We start from the raw sequence: 22,040 nt of genomic DNA on the forward strand, positions 1-22,040 counted from the left end.
TAAAATTATATCCAATAAGGTATAAATTAGTCATTTTAGGTGATTCGAATATAAGTAAAACCTATTCAAGATGTTCTATTTAGGTATAATCTTTGAACAGAAAAGAAAAAATCTTCATCTTAAAAGAGAAATGCTTAATAATATAGTTATAAGATTATTTCATCATTACATAATAAATTAGGTTAATATAGTCAGAGTTCGTGTTTTGAATAGGTTTGGATTCAGATGTTGAGGCTACCAAAACTATCACCATAAGTATACTTTTCTTTTGTTGTATATTTAGTTCTTCTAGACATAAAAATACTCCCATTTCTAGTAACAGATTTTTATTATTTAATCTGTCTACTTTATTGGGAGCATATCATTGTACTTGTGTTACATTCACATTGTTCAACTTAATCAAAAATATAAAAGGAACTTAGTTACTTTTATATTTTTATAGAATTGTTTTTTATTATATAATCTAAAACAATATATTTTTTTATTTATTTTGGGAATAGTAGTGAGAAACAATAAGCTTGTCCAATTCTTGGCTAACTAATATTGTTCTTTCGTTTAAAGGTCCTTTTTCATTTATAAGTTTTATTAGTTCATCTCTTAATTCCTCCATAATTTACCTCTTTCTTTGATAATATGTTTTTTTAAACAACAATATACATTATATTACAACCCTTACATTTTTGCAATATAAAATTTAAAAAATTGTAATGTTAGAACTATTTAAAAAACAAAGTGAAAGTAACACAATGTTAATTGAGTTACTTTCACTTTGGGTGTATTGCTCATTCCTTAATTTTTTCAATTTGAATGTAACATATGTATTAACTTATAACGTTCAATGTATTATAAATCAGCAAATTAATAAATTACATAAAAAAGAAGGTGTTTACCTTTTTTTACATTTCAGATTCTTTTATGTGTCTATATAATGTGTTTTTGCTCATATTTAATGATTTTTGAAAATTCAATATTGTTACTTCTTTATTTTACCAATTACTATAATAGTTATTAAACTTTCGTGGTAGAATTCTAGTAGGTTTACCAAATTTAATGCTCTTGTCTTTAGCATTCTTAGTCGTGCGATAACTCTAACTGTATTTTTTTCAGTTCATGGTTCGCTATATAAGATAAGAAGTTGATAGCCATATGTTTATGGTATAGTCTAGTTTATTGACTCCTGTGCTTAATAAAAGAAATCAAGTATTAATATACTTAAATATAATAAATTAAAAGTGTGAAGGCAGATTACTAAAATATTTCGCTGGTATTTAGGAAAGTCACTAATATTTTATATATGATCCATGAAGGTTTTATTTTTTTTATAGAATATAAAGGAAAATTATGAATGTTTGTTGAATTATGTAAAGAAAGCGCATTATACATGGTAATATGCTAGCTTTATATAATGTCTAAACTGTTATTACTATAAGTTGAATGGAGGGGTCAGTATGAAAAAGCTAATTATTATTAATGGGACAATGGGTGTTGGCAAAAGTACTGTGTGCAACGTATTGCTTGATTCACCAGGAATATATATTTACACAGCTTTTGGAATTATTAAAAGATTATGATTTTGAGCTTTATAAAATTTCTTTGGTTTGTTCTGAAACAGCCCTTAAAAGTAGATTGAAGATTGATGTGAAGAGTGGTATTAGGGAACTTGATGTAATTGATAGAAGTTTACAAAGACTAGTTTTATATAACAGTATGGATACAGTTAAAATTGATGTAAGTGATATTGATTCTAAACAGGCCGCTATTGAAATAATCAAGTTAATAGAAACAGGTGAAACAAAATTTTAGCATAGGTCACTAAAGGAATAGAGGTGAAGTATGAAAAATATTTTTATAAATGAAAACTTACAGGGGAAGGAACTCAATGAGTTATTATTATTTGTTGGTAGAAAAATCAATAAAGTGTCTTTATCAAGGTACTATTATGGTAACCTTACACAAGAAGAATTTAATCAAATGCAGTTGGAAGATAAACCATTAATTCTTGCAGGGGATAAACAAAGGCGACTCACCTATAATGAAAACATTGATGGATATAGAGACTTAATAAATGATTACCATAGCACAGAAATGGATGTGGAAGAATATCTAAATCCTATTCTTAAACAAGATATAGAGTTTTGTACTTCCGTAGGATATGAAGCATTTCAATGCAAAAACAACAGATTTTTTATACACTAAGTTTACACGAGTGACACCTGTAACTAAAGGACCCTTGTTTGAAATGTGTTATTTTATAATAGGTGATATATTTAAAAAATTAATGTCAAATATGAGTAAGTTATTTGTATATCCTTATCAAATTGAAGGTACTGAATTTGAAGACTTAATCTTTTACAAAGAAGAAAGAATAATATTAGCAATTTGTGCTCATGAACATTTTGCATATATGGATTTAGAAGATGATGAATACGAAGAATTCGCAAAATTAAATATTCTACATGAACTGAAAGAATAACAAACTTTTAGGATATATAAAGGAAAATTTGTATTCTTAGTCCGAAATCTTAATCTTAACTTATTGTCAGTTCTCCCCATCATTATTCAAATAATGACTGTTAACAAAGCCCATTTTTTTAAACATATCCTGATAATTAGCAGGACTTTGAAGTAATATAAACTCTATATCATCATTTTTCGTGACAGTTTTTAGTGCTTCAATTACTGTAACCCGTCCAATTCCTTTTCTCCTCATTGAAGGCTTAACAACCCAAAAATACAATCCTAAGCAATCATTATCCAATTTACTGAATGCGGTTGTAGAAACTATCTCGCCATTTAAAATGCCGCTATAAAGGGTATAGCCATTTTCAGTATTTGATACAGTTTTATAAACTATATCCCTAAAAATATCCTTTTGATTTTCTTCCATTTCAAGGGATGATACAAAGGTTTCACACCATTTAGTTATCATATTATCATCAATTACTTTTTCAATAGTAAATCCCTCTATTTTTTCATATTCACTATTAAAAATGTAGGGTGGAAGGTACATACAATTAAGCTCTTTGTCATCTGAATATTTAAATCCTTCAAGGGCTTTAAGGTGATTATTTCTGTCTTGGTTGTTTGTATCTATTAGACTTTTGGGTGTTCCCTCGATTATACCAAACCAATCTGCATAACCATATTTTACAAAGCCACATTTTGCAGCAAGACCTGGTGACATATTATTTGCTTCATTTATTTGAAGAAAGGGTATTTTCCCTAGCTCAATAATTTTTAATGCAAGATCTAATGAAGTATCTACAGCATAGTTCTTTTTCCTATACTCCTCCTTTGTGAACATTATCCCCATGGAATTATCATTATGAATAAGTACCCAGGAGGCAATATCTCCATTAGCATATATGGCGGAAGAGGGTCTATTAGATATATCTTTTTTTATTTGATCAAGGCTTCCCGGATGTCTATAAGTGTAAAACTTATCAACCATTTCTGCATCTTTTATACAAATAGACTTTACAGGGTTTTTTATAAGACATAAATCTAAATTTTCTGTTGGAAGGTAGTGTAATGAACATCTACTTTCCCAGACAACTAAATATCTTTCTCTTATCTTCTGTGCAAGTGGTCTGTATACACCTGAAAAACCATAGAAATTGTCTTTAAATAGTGTTTCAAGTACTTCATCTAAAAACTCATCCTCCTCCGTATATATATAATTAAAATATTCAAATCTTACAAGAACTCCACGAGACACTTCTTCATTATCTACATATATTTCAGCTTCATGCTCATTTTCTATAATTCCTATTATATTTGAATTTATAATCTTATTTTTGTTTAAGTACTCCATAATTAACTCTGATGGTTTAGTTTTTACTATCATATAATTTTCTCCTTCCATCTATTAGTTTTAAAATATACTATTATAATAACTGCCTCAATTACAACAGATAAAGCTACCGCAGTCCAGACTCCATTTGTACCCATATTAAATGATCTTGAAAGTAAGTATGCAATAGGTAGCTTTAAAACTACATTTGCAACTAAAGATGAGATCATTGGAGGAAACGTATCTCCTGACCCTTGAAAAACACCACCATAAATTGTTGGGTATACTACGAAAATAAGACCGATATATACTATTCTTAGGTATTCCGCTCCAGTTTTTATTACTAATGGATCATTAATAAAAAACCTCATTATCCCAGCGGGAAAAATTAAATAGGGTATTGAAAATAAAATCATATTAAAAGCTGCAAGTTTTAATCCTTCTTTTATAATCTTATCACAACCATCTATATCACCCCGTCCAAGACCTTGCCCAACCATTATTGAAATGGCAGTTGAAAGGCCAACAAGGAAAATAAAGGTATAGTTAAATAGTTGTCCACCTATTCCAAAGGCTGCAGTACCTTCTCTACCTCCAACTGCATACACGAGGCTGAACATAAATATTCCAGTAATAGGTCTTGCAAGCTGCTGCAAACATGCAAAGCCTCCTATTTTTAATATTCTCATACTGTCTTCTAGTTTTAACTTCATATTTAATATAAATTGAGTTAGACTAGAACCATATATTTTCCTATTAATAACAATGATAATTGCAATGCATGAAAAGATCATGGATATAACGGTTGCAATAGCTGCACCTTTTATTCCAAAGTGAAATGTGAACATAAAAAGCGGATCAAGTATTGCATTTATCACATTAGATATTCCAAAAATTATAAGTGGAGTTATTGTATCTCCTAGTGCTTGTAATATTGTCCTTAATACTGAATTTAAAAATACAAATATTGTTCCAATAAAGATGATAGATAAATATTTTTCTGTGAGAACTGCTACGGTTGGTTCTGGGTTAAAAATAAGTTTGATTATGGCTTCTGAATTTAAGAAACATATTATGCTAAGTATAAGTCCCAAGATAAGTGAGAGAGTAAATGATTGTCCACTAAACTTTCTAACTAAATCCATATCTCCCTCTCCATAACTTCTTGAAACAAGTGCTATAGTTCCAGCGGTTACAAGAGTGGATATAACAAAAATTACACTTGATGCAGAATTAGAAAGTGCAGCTGCTGCTGCTTCATTTGTACCCAGTTTGGCAATAAAATATGTATCAACTGTTCCTAAAAGACTTTGAAGTATCATTCCTATCATAATAGGCCATGAAAGCATAAAGATTCTTTTGATATCGTCACTGAATTTTTTATCGGTTATGTTTAATAAATTTCTACCCATTGACATCCCCCCTGGAATAATTATTTAATACCTAATATTAAGCTAACAGTACAAAAATATTATGCTTTAAATAAAGCATAGTTATTATCTAATTTAATGATATTTATAATTTCATTAATTGTCAATATATCTTATACATTCTATATATAGGAAATAACAAGGACCAGTAAAATTTTATTCCATTATTTAAAATTATTATTGAAATATTGTTCCATATGAGTTATAATATGTACAAGATACTTGTAAAGGTTTTCAATTAACAGAACATTAAAATAATGTATTATTAGTAAACATCAAGTGCAAATGATTACTTAGGAGGGGTAGATATGCCTGTTAACGACAATATATTACTAAAACTTCGTGAGATGAAGGATAATATTACCCCTGTAGAAAAAATGATAGCTGATTATATCCTTGAAAATGCTTCTGAAGTTCCTCGTCTTTCTATTAAAATGTTAGCTACAAAAAGTAAAACAAGTGATGCTTCTGTTATAAGATTTTGCAAAACCATGGGATATGGTGGCTATAGGGATTTAATAGTAAGTATTTCAGGGTCACTGGGGGCAACAGATGAGGCTCAAGCAGAACAGTATACGGATATAATGCCTGGTGATGATTTGCAGGTGATTATTAATAATATTTCAATGAATAATTGCAAATCAATTCAAGATACCTTAAGTGTTATTAATCGTGATGAAATTGCGAGGGCGGTAGAACTTTTAAGAAAAACACAAAAGATTGATTTTTATGGTGTAGGTGCTTCAGGGCTAGTATGTATGGATGCCCAGCAAAAATTTATGCGTATTAACAAAATGTGTCATGCTTATATGGATGGGCATAGTCAATTAACTGCTAGTGTACTTCTTAATAAGAGTGATGTGGCAGTGATTATATCTAATTCTGGAAGTACTACTGAAATTTTGGAAGCATTGGATATTGCAAAGGCTTCTGGTACACCGGTTATAGCAATAACCCGCTACAATAAGAGTGAGCTCGCTAAAAAAGCTGATGTAGTGTTATTTATTTCAACACCAGAAATTACTATGAGAAGTGGTGCTATGGGATCAAGAATCGCAATGCTTAATGTAATAGACATACTTTTTGCGGGTGTTGCAAGTGCAGAATATAGTAACGTGAAGAAATATCTCAGCAAAACTCATAATATTCTCAATGCTAAACATCGAAAATAAACGATTTGCACTAAGGGCCCTTATATTTTAAGTATCAACTTATATAATGGTTTATATTATTACACCAGGCATGAAATAAAATACCGAAATTATATTTTACAAATAAATATAATTTCGTTGGAGGTTTTAAGATGGATAATTATCTATCAGAATTAACAACGGAGGAAGTAAATAAGGATACTCAAAACATCGATGAATGTAATACTGAAGAAATGTTAATTCTTATCAATGAACAAGATTCTATAATACATGAAGCAGTAAAAAAGCAAATTCCAAATATTTCACTAGGGGTTGATATTATCTATAACTCCTTGAAAAGTGGAGGAAGAATGTTCTACATTGGTGCAGGAACATCAGGAAGGCTAGGAGTATTGGATGCCTCCGAGTGTCCTCCAACTTTTGGAACAGACCCTCAACTTGTACAAGCATATATTGCTGGGGGTGATTCCGCTTTAAGAACATCATCGGAAGGATGTGAAGATGACAGCGAGGCAGGAGTAAAACTTGTACAGGATTGTAAAATTACTAGTAAAGATGTTGTAGTTGGAATAACTGCAAGTGGTGGAGCAGCTTTTGTCCTTGCCGCAATTAAAGAATCAAATGAAATAGGTGCAGCTACCATTGGACTTGTGAATAACAATAATTCTAAACTTTCAAAAATATGCGATGTCTGTATAGCTCCAATTGTTGGGGCTGAGGTTATAATAGGATCCACCCGTATGAAATCTGGTACTTCACAAAAATTAGTACTTAATATGCTGACTACATGTACTATGGTTAAACTTGGAAAAGTATATGGAAACCTTATGGTAGATTTAAAAGCAACAAATAAAAAGCTTTATGAACGTGCAAGACATATAGTGTGTCTGGCAACAGGAGTTGATGATATAACAGCATTGCAGTATCTAGAACTGTCAAACCGAAATGCAAAGCTTGCCATAATGATGATTAAAACTGGGTTAAACGTAAATGGTGCTAAGTCTATTTTAGAGAAGCATGACGGAAAGCTTAAAGACTCAATAAAGGCTGCAACAGCCTAGTCTCAATGAAAATGAAATTTATTTTACTTATATATGTATATATATTCTTATAATGTAAGGTAAAAATTAAATTATTCAATTAGGGGGGTATTATTATTATGAAAAGAACCACATGTATTATTGGAATGTTATTAACAATGACAATTATATCTTCAACATTTGTAGGTTGTGGTAAAAAAGCAGCGGAGGGTGATACTAAAGCTAAAGACACAATGGCAAAGGATACGATTACTGCATTACTTCCACCAGTATCGCCTACCTACCAGAAGAACTTTGATCAAATGACTAAAGATTTTAATACAAAGTATCCTAACCTGACTCTAAAAATTGAACCAGCTAGTTGGGAAGATATGACTCAGAAACTAGATGTTCAAGTTAATGCAGGTAGCCCTCCAGATATAGCATTTATAGGTTCAGATGGAGTATCCAAATATGTGGATTCTGGTCTAATTATGGATATCAGCAAAGAGGCTAAACCTGAAATGCTTAGTGATTTTGATGCTGGCCCTCTTGGGTATATGAAAAATGGTACTGGTCTTTATGGCTTTCCCGCTTACATGGAGATTCATTGTTTAGGTGGAAACAAACAATTTTTAGAAGCAGCTGGTATCGACTGGAAATCAGTTCAAAAAAATGGTTGGACTTTTGACCAGTTCAGAGAGGCTATTAAAAAAGGTGTTATAAAGAATGGCAGTGCTACCTCTCGTTATGGCTTTGTATTTGCCGCTTCAGGAGTTGCCTCTAAGGATTATTTAGGAGTACTTGTTAAAGAAGCAGGAATGCCATCTCCATTTACAAAGGATTTGAAATATGCTTACACAAGTAAAAATTACCTAGAAGTTCTTAAGGGTATAAGGACACTTATAGATGATGGTTCAATGCCTAAAGAACTAAGTTCAGTAGACGCAGGTAAGCGTTGGAATATGTTCCTTACAGGACAGACTATGATTACAGGAAAGGGACTTGCAGTATTTGAAAATTCCGCGAATGCAAACAATAAGAAAATTACTGATAAGGATAGCAGTGCTGTAAAAAACAGCATAAAGGTTGATTATATAGTTCTCCCAGTTCCAACTTTCCTTGGTGAAAAGCAACAGGCTGCTGCTGCCGTAGATGGGTATGTAACCTTCCGTGGTAAGACAGACCCAACCCCAGAACATGTTGCAAATGTTGTTAAAGCAGCTTATTTTCTAGCTTCAGGTTCAGTTGCAGCACAGACTAATAATGATTTATTTGTAGCACAGATTACAAAAAGTTCAAGAGAAGCTGCAAAGAGTATGTCTACAATCAGAAATGCAGATAATGCTGCTGCAGTAGAGACACTAATCAAGCAAGCAGTTATTGCGCGACCAGACATCACATCAGAGCTTGGTGCTAAGTCAATTAAACTTGAGGATGAAGTTATAATTCCAAAACTTCAAGCCCTACTTGCGAATGAAATCACTCCTCAGCAAATGTATGATGCAGTTAAGGCTGCTGCCATAGAGACATTTGGTGAAAGTGGTGTTGTTAAAGACTAAGTATAGTTTATAATATATCCCGCTCACTAAAGACTGGGCGGGGTATATTTTTAAAAATAGTACTATAAACACATTAGGTTGTTAATTGTACTAGAATAGGACTTACAGGAGGAGATTTTATGAAGGTTAAAGATAAATCAGTGGTAATTGAAAATAGGAAAAAGAACAAACTAAAAGGAGATTATGTTTGGGGATATGTCTTTATTATAGTAGCACTTATAACATTCAGCATGTTTACCCTATATCCAGTAATTAGTGCGTTTATTATCAGCTTTCAGAAATTTAAGCCTTTAGGCTCAGTCTGGGTTGGAATAGACAATTATGCAGGGCTGTTACATGATAAATTATTTGCTAAAGCAATATTTAATACTCTGATTTATACTGTATTTGCTGTTCCTGTTGCACTAGTCTTTTCTTTTACTATTGCACTTTTAATATTTCCACTTAGGAAATGGATGCAGACTATGTTTAAGGCAATCTACTATTTACCAGCAGTGGCTTCAGGAGTTGCATTATCCGTGGTTTGGTTATGGATTTATGACCCACTTCCAGCGGGTTTATTTAATAAATTAATAAGTTTTTTAGGAATATCTAATCAAAATTGGCTTGGTTCAAGCAAAACGGCCATGTTCTCACTACTTCTTATGTCTTGGCTTTCAAGTCATGGAACTAGCATCATTATCTTTATTGCTGCCTTACTTGGTATACCCGACAGCTATTTTGAAGCTGCAGACTTAGATGGAGCAACGTTTTTGGAGAAAATCAGATATATAATAGTTCCTCTTTTAAAGCCAACAATACTTTTTTTACTGGTTACAGGTATAATTGGATCTTTCCAAGTATTTATGAGTGCCTATATGATGACCGGAGGTGGACCAGATAATGCAACTACAATGGTTGGTCTATTAATATTTAACAATGCATTCAAATACTCTAACTTTGGTGTAGCTGCAGCACAATCATTGGTATTAGCAGTTATAATTGCAATAATTTCTGTATTTCAGTTTAAATTTTTAGGCGATGATATTGAATATTAAGTAAAAAAAGGAGGTCTTTCTAAATGTCTTTATATAGTGGTTACGCAAAAAATAAGAAAAGTGCAAAAATTGGCAGAGTAATTTCAATAGTTATGCTATTTATTTTTGCAGGCATTACACTTTTTCCTATATACTTTATGGTTATTTCATCTTTTGCAGATCCCGTTGAAGCTGGAGCTATGAGTTACTCTCTATTACCACAAAAGTTAACTCTTGATTCCTATAAGTTTTTCTTCAATTTTAGTAAATACTCTTATAGATGGCTTATAAATTCTCTAGTAGTAGCCTCAACAATAACTGTATCTAATGTAATATTTGCGGGTATGGCTGGATATGCCTTTGCTAAAATAAAATTTCCTGGAAGTAAATTTGTATTTTCTATGCTTCTTTGTTCAATGATGGTACCATATCAAGTTACTCAGATACCACTTTATATTCTTGTTGTAAATACTTTTAAAATGTCAAATACATATTCAGCCCTAATTTTACCGGGGTTATGTGGTGTATTTAACATATTTCTAGCAAAACAATTTATGACAACGCTACCAACAGAAATTATTGAAAGCGCAAAGATTGATGGTTGCAATCAATTCCAAATCTTCGTGAAAATTATACTTCCACTTTCAAAAACTGTTTTAGCTGTAATGGCTATACTTACATTTATGGATAACTGGAATTCTTTCTTTTGGCCATTCCTGGTTACAAAAACAATGGACATGCAGACAATTCAAGTTGGACTAAAAAATTTCCGTTTTGCAAACACCACTTATTTTGCACCGATGATGGCTGGAGCAACGATTTCTGCTTTGCCAATGTTTATACTTTTCTTCTGCCTTCAGAAGTATTTCTTAGAGGGTGTAACAGTAGGAGCAGTTAAAGGCTAATAGCTCAACTTTCTATGGTAGAAGATAATAAACTAATTTCAAAAATATATTTTAAAATAGGAGGAAAACTATGCCAGATATGCTAGTTAAATTATACAATTTAAAACCTGATAATAATTTAAAAGAACTTTTTGATAAGGGGGTTACTATAAGAAGGGCTTTACCACCAGAGAAGCATCATGTTATTTCATGGGTTAAGGATAAGTTTTCTGAACATTGGGCTAGTGAATGTGAGGTAGCATTTTCAAACAAGCCTGTTTCCTGTTATATAGCTATTAAAGATAAAAAGATTCTTGGGTTTGGTTGCTATGAAGCAACTTGCAGAGATTTTTTTGGACCTACTGGTGTGGATAATGAGTTTAGGGGACAAGGAATAGGAAAATCCCTTCTTATTAAATGCCTGGAAGCCATGAAAGAAATGGGGTATGGGTATGCAATAATTGGAGGTGCGGGGCCTTTAGAATTTTATGAAAAAGCTGTGCAAGCAGAAGTAATAGAGGGATCCATACCTGGTATATATGAGGGTCTACTTTAACAATGAAAGGAATTGTGTATTATGATTGTTAATTTTGATGATAAATATACAGATGGCATAATAAAACTGTGGAATACTGAAGCTGTAAAAGATGGATACGTGGAACTAAACCATAAAAGTTTTGAAAACATTTTTAAAAGTAGTCCATATTTCAAGGTAGAAAATACTTTTATACTTTATAACAATGGTGTAGTTGGTTTTGCTTGTGGTTGCACTGGGGATGATTTACCCCTTGGTGAGACTTCAGGATACATAACTTGTATTATTTTATCAGCGGAAATTCAGACTATAAGCAATTTCTTAAGGCTAACAAATGCATTAGAAACTTCCTTTAAAAAGCAAGGAAAAAAGCAATCTGAAGTACTTTTCTTTAACCCTATGATGCTTCCATGGTATATTCCGAGTACCCAGAAACATCAACATAATAATGCTCCAGGTGCTCCTGTAGGGAGTTATTTTTACAAGTTCTTGCTAGAGGCCAATTACATAGAACGTACCCGTGAATGTGCAATGTACCTTAATCTTGATAGTTTCAAACTGCCAGAAGATACTTTTCAAAAGGAGAGGGAATTATTAAACCTCAATTATGAGGTCAACTTGTTTGACGGTGATAAACATTTTGGAGTAACTGAAATGTTGAAGGAATTTAACAATCCACTGTGGCAACAAGAAATTGATAAATGCACAAAAAATGGAACACCTGTTGTAGTTGCTGCTATAAGCAGAAAGGTTGTTGGGTTTGCGGGCCCTGTCATAAGACAAGAAACAGGTCGTGGATATTTTACTGGGATAGGGGTTCAGCCAGAGCATGAGGGGCATGGACTAGGCAGCATTTTATTTTTTAAACTCTGCGAAGCCCTTAAAAATATTAATGTTGAATATATGTCGCTGTATACAGGACTTACTAATCCAGCGATTAAAATATATAAAAGTGCAGGATTTGTTCCTGTTAAAGAGTTTGCAGTAATGCGAAAGGAGCTTTCAAATGAAAATGAATTATGAAAAAATAACTATTCTTGCTATCGGAGGACATGTAGGGGATATGGAACTTACAGCCGGTGGAATACTTGCAACCCATGCGTTAAAAGGTGATAACATAGTTACATTGGCACTTACGGCAGGTGAAAAAGGTGCTCCAGAAAATATGAACTTGGAAGATTACCGTAGGCAAAAGGTTACAGAAGCAGAAACCTTTGCCAAAATGCTAGGTGGAAAGGCTATTGTATTTGATTATCCTGACGGTGAACTTCCAGATAATGATAAGGTTAGATTTGAGGTTTGTGATGTTATTCGAGAGGTAAAACCTAATGTGATTATTACACATTTTAAGAATAGTATGCACAAAGATCACATGACTACCAATAAAATAGTCATTGATGCCAGATTCTATGCCAGTAATGAATTTTTTCTACGTAAAAATTCTAAGTTCTTTGCTTCAAAGCTATATTTTGCAGAAAACTGGGAAGATGCCGTTGACTTTAAACCATATGTCTATGTGGATATAACAGAAGGCTTTGAGTTGTGGCAAAAGGCAGTGGCTACGCATTGGTTTGTTACTGGGAGCAAGTCTTTCCCTTATCTTGAATATTATACTCATCTAAGTCGTGTTCGTGGAATTGAAGCTCGAACCGGTCGTGCAGAATGTTTTTCTGTCCCAGAGGAAACCATGAAACTAATTAAAGATCATCTTTAAAGAGGGAGAATTCAATGAAAATAGTGGTGAATAATGGAATTGATAACTTGGAAGAATATTCAGAGATTTTTAGTGGAAAAAGGTTGGGATTAATTACAGGACCCACAGGTGTTAATAAAAAACTAGTATCAACAATTGATATTCTACATAAGAATTATAATTTAGTGGCTCTATTTTCTCCGGAGCATGGAGTCCGTGGAGACATACAAGCAGGGGAAAAAGTGGAGGATTATCTAGATCCAGTTTCAAAAATACCCGTTTATAGTCTATATGGTGATAAAAAGAAGATAACAAGCGAAATGTTGAGTAAAATTGATTTATTGGTATTTGATATACAAGATGTAGGAGCAAGATTTTATACTTACTTGTATACACTTACCTATGCCATGGAAGCTTGTAATGAAAATAGTAAACCCATAGTAGTGCTTGATAGAATAAATCCATTGGGTGGTAAAATAGTTCAGGGTAATATTTTAGAAAAGGGCTTTGAATCATTTGTTGGTAAATACCCTATTCCTACCCGTTATGGATTAACAATAGGTGAGTTTGCACTATATATAAACTCAAAGTTCAAAATAAATGCAGATTTAACTGTGGTGCCTTGCACAGGATGGAATAGAGACTTGTATTATGATGACACTGATTTAGTCTGGGTTCAGCCATCACCCAATATTCCTACAATTGACACTGCGTTTATTTATAGCGGAACCTGCATTTTTGAAGGAACTAATTTATCTGAAGGCAGGGGAACCACAAAGCCTTTTGAAATCATAGGTGCACCTTGGCTTGATAATATAAAATTAATATCAATTATGAATACAAAAAATTATAGTAGCGTTATGTTTAGAAAAGTGTACTTTACACCTACTTTTTCAAAACATGCTAATGTTCTTTGCAGTGGTATACAAATTCACGTAACTCATAGAGATGAATTTAATCCCTTTGTTTTAGCATTAGATATTTTATTAGAGATAAAAAATATGCATAGTAGTGAGTTTGAGTTTATTCCTCCTTTTGCAGTTGGAGCTCAGCCATTTATAAATTTGATAACAGGAACTGATAAGGTTGAGAGTAATATAGGCTGCTTAAATGAATTATTAAAAAAAATGAATGCAAATTTAGAAGAGTATTTAGAAGAAAAAAAATCGTATGAATTATATTGAGGAAATTATATAGAAGAAGATTATATAAAGGAGATAGATATGAGTACAAAATTCAGTGAACTAACCACAGATCAAAAAATTGGTCAATTACTCTTAGTAGGATTTCCTAGTCAAGAATTAAATGATGAGCTTAAAGAGCTAATTAGTGATTGCCATATTGGAAATGTTATTGTATTTCAAAGGAATATTAAAGATTCCTTGCAACTTGCAGAACTAAATAATAGTATTCAAAAATTAATGGAGGAACATAATGGTGTTCCTGCATTTATAGGAATTGATCAAGAAGGTGGTATGGTTGCAAGAATATTTAATAAAGCAACATGTTTTCCAGGAAATATGGCTATTGCGGCAGGAATTCCTTTTGAAGAAGCTTTTGAGCTAGGGGCTGCAATAGGGGAGGAACTCCATGATGTAGGAGTAAATATGAATTTTGCACCTGTACTGGATGTAAATAACAATTCTCAAAATCCAGTTATTGGAGTTAGATCCTATGGAGATATTCCAGAGCAGGTAGCTCAGTATGGAAAATATTTATTTAAAGGACTTCAATCAGAAAAAATATTGAGTTGTGGAAAACACTTTCCGGGTCATGGTAATACAAATGTGGATTCTCATTTAGGAATACCAGTAATATCAAGTTCGTTATCAGAGCTGGAAAAAGTAGAACTTGTACCATTTATTAAAGCTATAAATAGTGGCATAGATGGAATCATGACGTCTCATATTCTATTCTCCGCTCTAGAAAAAGACAATTTGCCTGCAACTCTATCTAAGACTATATTAACTAGATTATTAAAAGAAAAGCTAGGGTTTAAGGGCCTTGTAATCACAGACTGCATGGAGATGAAAGCTATAGCTGACAACTACGATATAGAAGAGGTTGTGATAAAAGCATTGAATGCAGGAGCCGATATTTTGTGTATATCACATACAAAAGAACTTCAAATTCGAGCATTTAATGCCATAAAAAAAGCAGTGGGTGATGGAATTATTTCTAATGAAGTAATAGATTCTAAGGTTGAAAAAATTCTATATTTTAAAGAAAAGTACGACTTATATAATTGGAGAAAATTGAACTGCAAAATAAATGATGAAGAGCTTAAAAGGCATTCAAAATTAGCTGCGGCTATAAGTGAGAAAAGCATAACTTTGATAAAAGATCAAAAGGGATTACTCCCATTAAAAAATCAAGACACAATTTCAATAACACCAATTTCTCAGGCTACATCCATTGCAGATGATGAAATAGAAAAAGCTAATTTAGGTTGTGTTTTAGAAAATGAGGTAGGTGCTGAGTATATTAATTATGATCTAAAGGAAATAGATGAGGATTATATAATATCAAAAGTAATTAACAAAAAAACTATTGTTTTCGGAAGCTATAACATGAACTTAGATAAATCACAAAAGAGATTATTTGATAGATTAATAGCTACAGGGAAAGATATTATTTTAGTTGCATTAAGAAACCCATATGATATTTCAGAGTATATAGACGAGGTATCAACAATCATATGTACTTACGAATACACGAAACTTTCAATTAGCAGTTTGGTTAAGGTATTAAAGGGTGAAATAGGGGCTAGTGGAAGATTACCTGTAAAAGTAGATTAATGGAGGTGGCAATTTGTTTGCAGTTGGATTAATGTCGGGGACTTCACTAGATGGTATAGATGCTGCTTTGGTCCAGATAAATGGTAATTATACAGATACTGTAATTAATTTAATTGGCTATGTAAATATGAAAATGCCTGAAGATATTAAAGATGAAATAAAAGCAGCCTGTAGTATAGAAGATTCCTCTTCAATACTTATATGTAGTCTTAATTTTAAACTTGGTTATTTATTTAGTGATGCAGTTAAAGAGGTATGCAAAAAATCTAATTTTCCAATGGAAAAATTAGATTTCATTGCAAGTCATGGACAAACAATTTTTCATATACCAAAAGCACATCATACATTTGCATGCTCCACTCTTCAAATAGGAGAATCGAGTGTAATAGCTTATGAAACAAATACTACAGTTATATCTAATTTTAGAGTTATGGATATGGCTGCTGGGGGGCAAGGGGCACCATTAGTTCCCTATAGTGAATTTTTATTATATAGAAGTCCTGATAAAAACAGACTACTTCAAAATATAGGTGGTGTGGGTAATGTAACGATAATACCTAAAAATGCTGATATTGATGAGATTTTTGCTTTCGATACTGGACCGGGTAATATGATAATAGATGAGATTTGTGAAAGACTATTTAAGGTGAAATATGATTCTAATGGAGATATAGCTAGAAGTGGAGAAGTTGATGAAAGCATGTTAAATGATTTAATGAGCCATCCGTTCTTAATGAAATATCCACCAAAGACCACAGGACGTGAAGAATTTGGAAAGCAATTTACACAGAGCATTTTAAAAAAATATAAAAATTTGAGTAGTGAAACTATTATAGCTACTGTGACTGTTTTTACTTCTAAATCCATTGCCCATAGTTATAAAAGATATATTTTTCCTAAATTAGATATAGATGAAATAATTATAGGTGGAGGCGGAGCTTATAATTCATACTTAATGGAGCTTATCAAAAGTGAACTCCTTGGAATTAATGTTTTAACTCAAGAAGAATTAGGATATTCTTCTGATGCTAAGGAGGCAATTGCTTTTGCAATACTTGGCAATGAGACATTAAATAATAGCTTTTCTAACATTCCATCAGCCACAGGAGCAAAAGCAAAAGTTATATTAGGTAATATAACACCAATAGGTAAATCATCACTTGGGATGCTGCGTATAATTCAGCAATAAATTTGTAAAAAGTGAGGTGAGGAAATGCAATATATAATAGGTGTGGATGGTGGAGGAACCAAGACAGAATCTATAGCTTATGATTTAGATGGCAGTGAAATTGCAAGAGGTTATGCTGGCCTTGGCAATATACTTATAGATAAAGATGTAGCTCTTAAAAATATAGAACTATCCATATTAGAATGTACAGAAAAATTAAGATTAGATGATTGTGTATACTTATGTTTAGGACTAGCTGGATGCGAGGCTGGAGATAATAAAACAATAATTCAGCACTATTTAAAAGGAAGATTTAATTGCCCTATAAAAGTTATTAATGATGGTGAGATCGCATTAAGTGCGTTGCTTAAAGGGAATGATGGCATAATGACTATCGCTGGTACTGGTTCTATTACAATTGGGGAATACAATGGTAATGAAGTAAGAGTTGGGGGTTGGGGGCATTTAATAGGAGACCAAGGTAGTGGATACTTTATAGTCATGGAAGCAATTAGGGAGATTTTCTTAGAAAATGATTTAGGACTTCCAGATAGTACTCTAACTAAAGAAATTTTTAAGACAACAAATTGTGATAATAGAAAACAGTTATTACAATTTGTTTATAATTCAAATAAGGGTGAGATTGCAGCCTTAGTTCCTGTAATATTAAAAATGTGTGAAAATGGAGATAGTACTTGTATTCAGATATTAAAAGATGCAGGTGTGGATTTAGCTAAAAATACTATTAGGGCAATTAAATTACTAGGGGTCAAAGGCACAATCAAAGTTGCAATAAAAGGAAGCATAATAACCAAGATTAAAATTGTAAAAGATGAATTTAACAATGAATTTGTTAGAAATGCTATTAAAATAAAGCTCTATGATGAAGATATTTCATCAGCAAAAGGAGCATATTATCAAGGAATTAGAAAAATTAAAAAAGAAAAATAGAATGAAATATTGCTTTAATATTTTTTTGATGATAAAATAATAATTGTGAGTAAAATAAAAATCGAATATTAGCTTTAGGTGCCCTGAAACAAGGGTTAAAAGGGAAAGTGGTTAAAACCCACTGCAGCCCACCGCTACTGTATTAGAGGATGAAATCCAAAAAACCATTGGGAAACTGAGAAGGTTGGAGAGTAAGATGATGCTAAAGCCAGTAAACCTGCCTAATGCGTGAAATTTAGTCTTCGGAGGGAGGATGAAAATACGTAACTTAACAATAATATTGGGTCGTCCAATAGTTAGAAAAGTTAATTGCATTATTCCACATCCTTGGGTGTGGTTTTTTATTTGTTGCTTTTGTACAGGAAAATTTATCATTCAAATTAGGAAGCTAGGTGAAAAAATTGATTTATGAAATATAAAATGATTAATATAATGCTTTTGATTTGTATTATTGGACTTGCTATATTTGCGGTTGGAGTGGGTAAAATTAATTTGATTAATATAGATCCAAAGACGGCACATACTATTTTTTATAACATCCGACTACCACGTGTTTTAGTGGCAATATTTGTAGGTAGTGCACTAGCAACAAGTGGTGTTATTTTACAGGGATTATTGCAAAATCCGCTTGCAGATGCTTACACTTTGGGCATTGCCTCTGGTGGTGCGTTTGGAGCTTGCCTTGCAATTTATGTGAATCTTACACTGGGGATAAATATGCCCATACAAATTTTTGCGATATTATTTAGTTTTCTTGTCATTGGTATTGTCCTATGGCTATCCAAGGTCAAAGGAGAATTAGAATCCACAAATGTTATTATAGCCGGAATTATTGTAGGCAGTATTTTTTCAGCAGGACTAAGTCTTCTAAAAAGTTTGGCGGATGAAGATGTAGCCAGTATGGTGTATTGGCTCATGGGGAATTTGTCATCTAAGCCACTTAATAAAGTAGTGGTTTTGGGAGTAGTAATGTTGATCTGTTTTGTAATTGCATATGGTTACATGGGGCAGCTTAACATTATCACACTAGGCAGACGAGAAGCAAATTCAGTTGGTATTTCTTATGATTTTTTATATCGCTTATTGATGATAATAGCTGTGACTTTGACAGCATTTTCAGTTTCACTATGTGGCATTATAGGATTTGTTGGACTTATAGTCCCTCATTTGTGTCGTATTTTTATCGGAGCAGACAACCGAAAAGTACTGCCAATGAGCGCACTTTTGGGGGCATTATTTCTATTGCTTGCAGATACGTTAACGCGAACAGTTCTTCAACATGAAATTCCTGTAGGAGTACTTACCACAATGGTAGGTGGACCATTTTTTATTTATATTTTCATTGCTAAAAAGAGGTGATTTTTTGTTAAAGCTTAAGGACATAAATTTGAGTTATGGTAAACGCATAATCCTAAAAGATATTAATGCCCAATTTATTCCTGGAGTGCTCTATGGAATTGTTGGACCAAATGGTGCTGGAAAATCTACTCTCTTAAATGTAGTTGCAAGAGATCTAAAAATGGATTCAGGGGAGATTTATCTTAGTGGACAGCCTGTTTATAAGTATTCTAACAAGGAAATGGCCAGGAAACTTTCGTATATGCGGCAAAATACTTCTATTAAATTTCCATATACAGTTAGGGAATTGGTAGCCATGGGGCGTTATTGTCATGATAGTGAAACTAATATGGAAATGGAACAAATAGTTTGTGAAAAAATAAAAGAAAATGATTTGGAGGACTTTGCAGATAAGCCACTTACAACTTTAAGTGGCGGAGAGGTTCAGCGTGCAGTGTTTGCTAAGATTCTTGCTCAAGAGAGTGATGTTATTTTAGTAGATGAAGGGCTTTCAAATGCTGATATTTTTTATAAAATAAAATTTTTTGAACAACTCAGGAAGGAAGTAAATAAAGGAAAACTTGTTATTCTTGTGATTCATGATCTTTTTTTTGCAAGAAAATTCTGCGATGAACTGTTAGTTTTAGATAAAAAGGGAGTTTATGCTTTTGGGAAGAGCGAGGAAGTTCTAACTAGAACTACTTTAAAAGAGGTTTTTAAAGTTCAAGGGGACTTTATTAATCACATATTAATTACGGAATAAATATATGGAGGCAATTATGAAAAAAATTTTGGCTTTAATGATAGTAACACTTTTAGTTTTAACAGGGTGTGCAGTAAAAAATAAAACATCTGATGTAGTAGATACTAATAAACCGAAGAAAGAGTCATCCACAAATTCAAAAATTGAATTTGTGGATGATGGTGGCAAGAAAATTGTGTTAAGTAAACCCGCTAAAAAAATAATTTCTCTTTATTCTGTACACACTGAGAATTTATACTCACTAGGACTGGATAGTGAAATTATAGGTGTTGGAACTAGTGATACTTATCCAAAGGCAGTACTTTCAAAAACTCAATATAGTGTGAAGGATGACCCAGAACTTGTGATTGCAGCAAAACCAGATGTTGTTTTGATTCGCAGCACGATAGCGCAGCAACATCCTGACTATATAAAAGCAATTCAAGGCGCAGGCATTACAGTTGTGAGTTTATACTGTAGTGAATTTGATCAGTTCGGAAAGTATATAACAAGACTAGGTATGCTAGTTGGAAAAGAATCGGAAGCGAAAGCATTAATAACGCAATTTAATTCAGGAGTGGCAGAAATTCAAAAAAATGTGGAGAAAATTGATAACAAAAGAGTTGCATATTTTGAAAGTACAGGCGAAAAAATTAAAACTGTAACACCCAATTCCTTTGCTGGAAGGGCATTAACAATTGTTGGTTTGGAAAACATTGCTACAGATGTTAAAGCTTCTAAGTCTTCAACTATAGTTGAGTATGGCGAAGAATCACTCTTATCGAAGTCTAATGCAATTGAATTTTATATTGCACAAAAGGGTGCCATGAATAAATCAGTATCCATTCATGAAATAAAAAAAAGGCCAGGCTATTCTGGAATTAAAGCAATAAAAGATAATAATATAATTATTATTGATGAAAAGTTGATTTCTAGTGCAACTATGAGATACTTAGTAGGGTTAAAAGAACTTCAAACTAAAATTTATGGTGAAATAACTAAATAGTAGATATGTAAAGGAGAGATGAGTATAATGGGAAAATTAAAAAATGGTTATGTGCAAATTTACACAGGAAATGGTAAAGGTAAGACAACTGCAGCTGTAGGACTAGCTGTTAGAGCCGCAGGAAATGAATATAATGTATTTATGGTACAGTTTTTAAAAGGAAGTAAAACCGGTGAAATTGAAAGTGCTAAAAAATTAGCTCCTTTTTTTAATATATTTAGGTTTGAGAAAAAAAGAGGTTTTTTTTGGACGTTAAATGCTGAAGAAAAAATTGAATTAAAAAAAGAAATACAAAAGGCATATGAATTCTGCATGCAGGCACTTAAAGAAGAAAAGTGCGATATCCTTATCATGGATGAAGTAATGGGAGCATTAAATAATGGACTAATAAGTCAGGAACAATTACTAGAATTAATAGATGCTAAACCTAGTAATATAGAATTGATTTTAACAGGAAGAGATGTGCCTAAAGCTATAATAGATAAAGCTAACCTTGTAACCGAGATGAAGGATATAAAGCATTATTTTAATGAGGGCGTGACCTCTAGAGAGGGTATAGAATTTTAGTTGTAATAACTACACTACAAACTACACTTTAAGAAATTATGTATGTTAGTGTTGCAATTGATAAAAATATACTTTATAATAAAAATAACTTAATAATAAATTGTTTATGGTACCTTTTAAAGGTTTAATAGGGAAAGTGGTCTAAATCCACTGCAGCCCCCGCTACTGTACATGGATACGAATCTATACCACTGGCTTATGCTGGGAAGGGTGGAGGAGAGTGACCCGAAAGCCAGGAGACCTGCCTAGATGATATACAGCTTTATCCTACGGAGGGACGGGATGGCAATTATATATGCTCATTTTGCATTGTATTGCCTTCACATGGGATGTGAAGGCATTTTATTTTTTTATAAAATCTTTTACCCAACCTTTTGTAGGTTGGGT

Annotated in this window: 23 protein-coding genes and 2 riboswitches; of the genes, 20 read left to right on the forward strand and 3 right to left on the reverse strand. The window is 32.5% G+C overall.

Annotated features, from left to right (window positions below; translation table 11 throughout):
* Positions 1–481 precede the first annotated feature (481 nt).
* Complete coding sequence (locus tag KPL51_RS11755; protein WP_216161400.1) at positions 482–610, reverse strand: aspartyl-phosphate phosphatase Spo0E family protein; 129 nt, start codon at positions 608–610, stop codon at positions 482–484.
* A gap of 838 nt (positions 611–1,448) precedes the next feature.
* Between KPL51_RS11755 and KPL51_RS24290 the strand changes: the two genes are divergently transcribed.
* From KPL51_RS24290 to KPL51_RS11770, 4 genes are all read left to right on the forward strand, one after another.
* Positions 1,449–1,571, forward strand: coding sequence for a hypothetical protein (locus KPL51_RS24290; RefSeq protein WP_312888598.1), 123 nt, complete (start codon positions 1,449–1,451; stop codon positions 1,569–1,571).
* Between the two features lie 67 nt (positions 1,572–1,638).
* Complete coding sequence (locus tag KPL51_RS24295; protein WP_312888600.1) at positions 1,639–1,803, forward strand: hypothetical protein; 165 nt, start codon at positions 1,639–1,641, stop codon at positions 1,801–1,803.
* Between the two features lie 30 nt (positions 1,804–1,833).
* Positions 1,834–2,196, forward strand: coding sequence for a hypothetical protein (locus tag KPL51_RS11765; RefSeq protein ID WP_216161403.1), 363 nt, complete (start codon positions 1,834–1,836; stop codon positions 2,194–2,196).
* Positions 2,197–2,239: 43 nt separating this feature from the next.
* Positions 2,240–2,473 carry a hypothetical protein gene (locus KPL51_RS11770; RefSeq protein ID WP_216161406.1) on the forward strand — a complete coding sequence of 78 codons (234 nt, stop codon included), beginning with the start codon at positions 2,240–2,242 and terminating at the stop codon, positions 2,471–2,473.
* A gap of 66 nt (positions 2,474–2,539) precedes the next feature.
* On the opposite strand, the gene KPL51_RS11775 is transcribed toward KPL51_RS11770, so the two are convergent.
* Together KPL51_RS11775 and KPL51_RS11780 are read right to left on the reverse strand one after the other, a co-directional pair.
* Complete coding sequence (locus KPL51_RS11775) at positions 2,540–3,847, reverse strand: GNAT family N-acetyltransferase (protein ID WP_216161409.1); 1,308 nt, start codon at positions 3,845–3,847, stop codon at positions 2,540–2,542.
* Positions 3,844–5,205, reverse strand: a complete 1,362-nt coding sequence (locus KPL51_RS11780; RefSeq protein WP_216161412.1) for an MATE family efflux transporter — start codon at positions 5,203–5,205, stop codon at positions 3,844–3,846. Before KPL51_RS11780 ends, KPL51_RS11775 begins: the two co-directional genes overlap by 4 nt.
* A gap of 326 nt (positions 5,206–5,531) precedes the next feature.
* Here KPL51_RS11780 and KPL51_RS11785 point away from each other — a divergent pair, with 326 nt between their 5' ends.
* The 16 genes from KPL51_RS11785 (at position 5,532) to KPL51_RS11860 (ending at position 21,653) form a co-directional block, all read left to right on the forward strand.
* Entirely contained in the window at positions 5,532–6,395 is an 864-nt protein-coding gene (locus KPL51_RS11785; protein WP_216161415.1) for a MurR/RpiR family transcriptional regulator, read from the forward strand.
* Between the two features lie 131 nt (positions 6,396–6,526).
* Positions 6,527–7,435, forward strand: coding sequence for an N-acetylmuramic acid 6-phosphate etherase (gene murQ, locus KPL51_RS11790; RefSeq protein ID WP_216161418.1), 909 nt, complete (start codon positions 6,527–6,529; stop codon positions 7,433–7,435).
* Positions 7,436–7,533: 98 nt separating this feature from the next.
* Positions 7,534–8,955, forward strand: coding sequence for an ABC transporter substrate-binding protein (locus tag KPL51_RS11795; RefSeq protein ID WP_216161421.1), 1,422 nt, complete (start codon positions 7,534–7,536; stop codon positions 8,953–8,955).
* Positions 8,956–9,074: 119 nt separating this feature from the next.
* The gene (locus tag KPL51_RS11800) at positions 9,075–9,992 is read left to right on the forward strand and encodes a carbohydrate ABC transporter permease (protein WP_216161426.1); all 918 of its coding nucleotides are present in this window, start codon (positions 9,075–9,077) and stop codon (positions 9,990–9,992) included.
* A gap of 23 nt (positions 9,993–10,015) precedes the next feature.
* The gene (locus KPL51_RS11805; protein WP_216161429.1) at positions 10,016–10,876 is read left to right on the forward strand and encodes a carbohydrate ABC transporter permease; all 861 of its coding nucleotides are present in this window, start codon (positions 10,016–10,018) and stop codon (positions 10,874–10,876) included.
* A gap of 70 nt (positions 10,877–10,946) precedes the next feature.
* Positions 10,947–11,411, forward strand: coding sequence for a GNAT family N-acetyltransferase (locus tag KPL51_RS11810; protein WP_216161432.1), 465 nt, complete (start codon positions 10,947–10,949; stop codon positions 11,409–11,411).
* 21 nt (positions 11,412–11,432) lie between these two features.
* The gene (locus KPL51_RS11815; protein ID WP_216161437.1) at positions 11,433–12,413 is read left to right on the forward strand and encodes a GNAT family N-acetyltransferase; all 981 of its coding nucleotides are present in this window, start codon (positions 11,433–11,435) and stop codon (positions 12,411–12,413) included.
* Positions 12,397–13,104, forward strand: coding sequence for a PIG-L deacetylase family protein (locus KPL51_RS11820; RefSeq protein WP_224854156.1), 708 nt, complete (start codon positions 12,397–12,399; stop codon positions 13,102–13,104). Before KPL51_RS11815 ends, KPL51_RS11820 begins: the two co-directional genes overlap by 17 nt.
* Before the next feature lie 14 nt (positions 13,105–13,118).
* Positions 13,119–14,267 (forward strand): exo-beta-N-acetylmuramidase NamZ family protein, encoded by a 1,149-nt coding sequence (locus KPL51_RS11825; protein ID WP_216161440.1) that lies wholly within the window; start codon positions 13,119–13,121, stop codon positions 14,265–14,267.
* A 39-nt stretch (positions 14,268–14,306) separates the two neighbouring features.
* A complete protein-coding gene (nagZ, locus tag KPL51_RS11830; protein WP_216161443.1) occupies positions 14,307–15,881 on the forward strand; it encodes a beta-N-acetylhexosaminidase in 1,575 nt (524 codons plus the stop codon).
* 13 nt (positions 15,882–15,894) lie between these two features.
* On the forward strand, positions 15,895–17,070 hold the full coding sequence (gene anmK, locus KPL51_RS11835) for an anhydro-N-acetylmuramic acid kinase AnmK (RefSeq protein ID WP_216161446.1): 1,176 nt from the start codon (positions 15,895–15,897) through the stop codon (positions 17,068–17,070).
* A gap of 24 nt (positions 17,071–17,094) precedes the next feature.
* Positions 17,095–18,000: a BadF/BadG/BcrA/BcrD ATPase family protein gene (locus KPL51_RS11840; protein WP_216161449.1), complete on the forward strand. Its 906-nt coding sequence runs from the start codon at positions 17,095–17,097 to the stop codon at positions 17,998–18,000.
* Positions 18,001–18,059: 59 nt separating this feature from the next.
* Positions 18,060–18,239: riboswitch (cobalamin riboswitch) on the forward strand.
* A gap of 169 nt (positions 18,240–18,408) precedes the next feature.
* Positions 18,409–19,359 (forward strand): FecCD family ABC transporter permease, encoded by a 951-nt coding sequence (locus KPL51_RS11845; protein ID WP_216161453.1) that lies wholly within the window; start codon positions 18,409–18,411, stop codon positions 19,357–19,359.
* A gap of 4 nt (positions 19,360–19,363) precedes the next feature.
* Positions 19,364–20,101, forward strand: coding sequence for an ABC transporter ATP-binding protein (locus KPL51_RS11850; RefSeq protein WP_216161456.1), 738 nt, complete (start codon positions 19,364–19,366; stop codon positions 20,099–20,101).
* 16 nt (positions 20,102–20,117) lie between these two features.
* Entirely contained in the window at positions 20,118–21,086 is a 969-nt protein-coding gene (locus tag KPL51_RS11855; protein ID WP_216161460.1) for an ABC transporter substrate-binding protein, read from the forward strand.
* Between the two features lie 27 nt (positions 21,087–21,113).
* Entirely contained in the window at positions 21,114–21,653 is a 540-nt protein-coding gene (locus KPL51_RS11860) for a cob(I)yrinic acid a,c-diamide adenosyltransferase (protein ID WP_216161463.1), read from the forward strand.
* A gap of 90 nt (positions 21,654–21,743) precedes the next feature.
* Positions 21,744–21,916, forward strand: a riboswitch (cobalamin riboswitch).
* The last annotated feature ends 124 nt before the right edge of the window (positions 21,917–22,040 follow it).

The organism is Clostridium bowmanii (assembly GCF_018861315.1).
Classification (GTDB): Bacteria; Bacillota; Clostridia; order Clostridiales; family Clostridiaceae; genus Clostridium_AD; species Clostridium_AD bowmanii.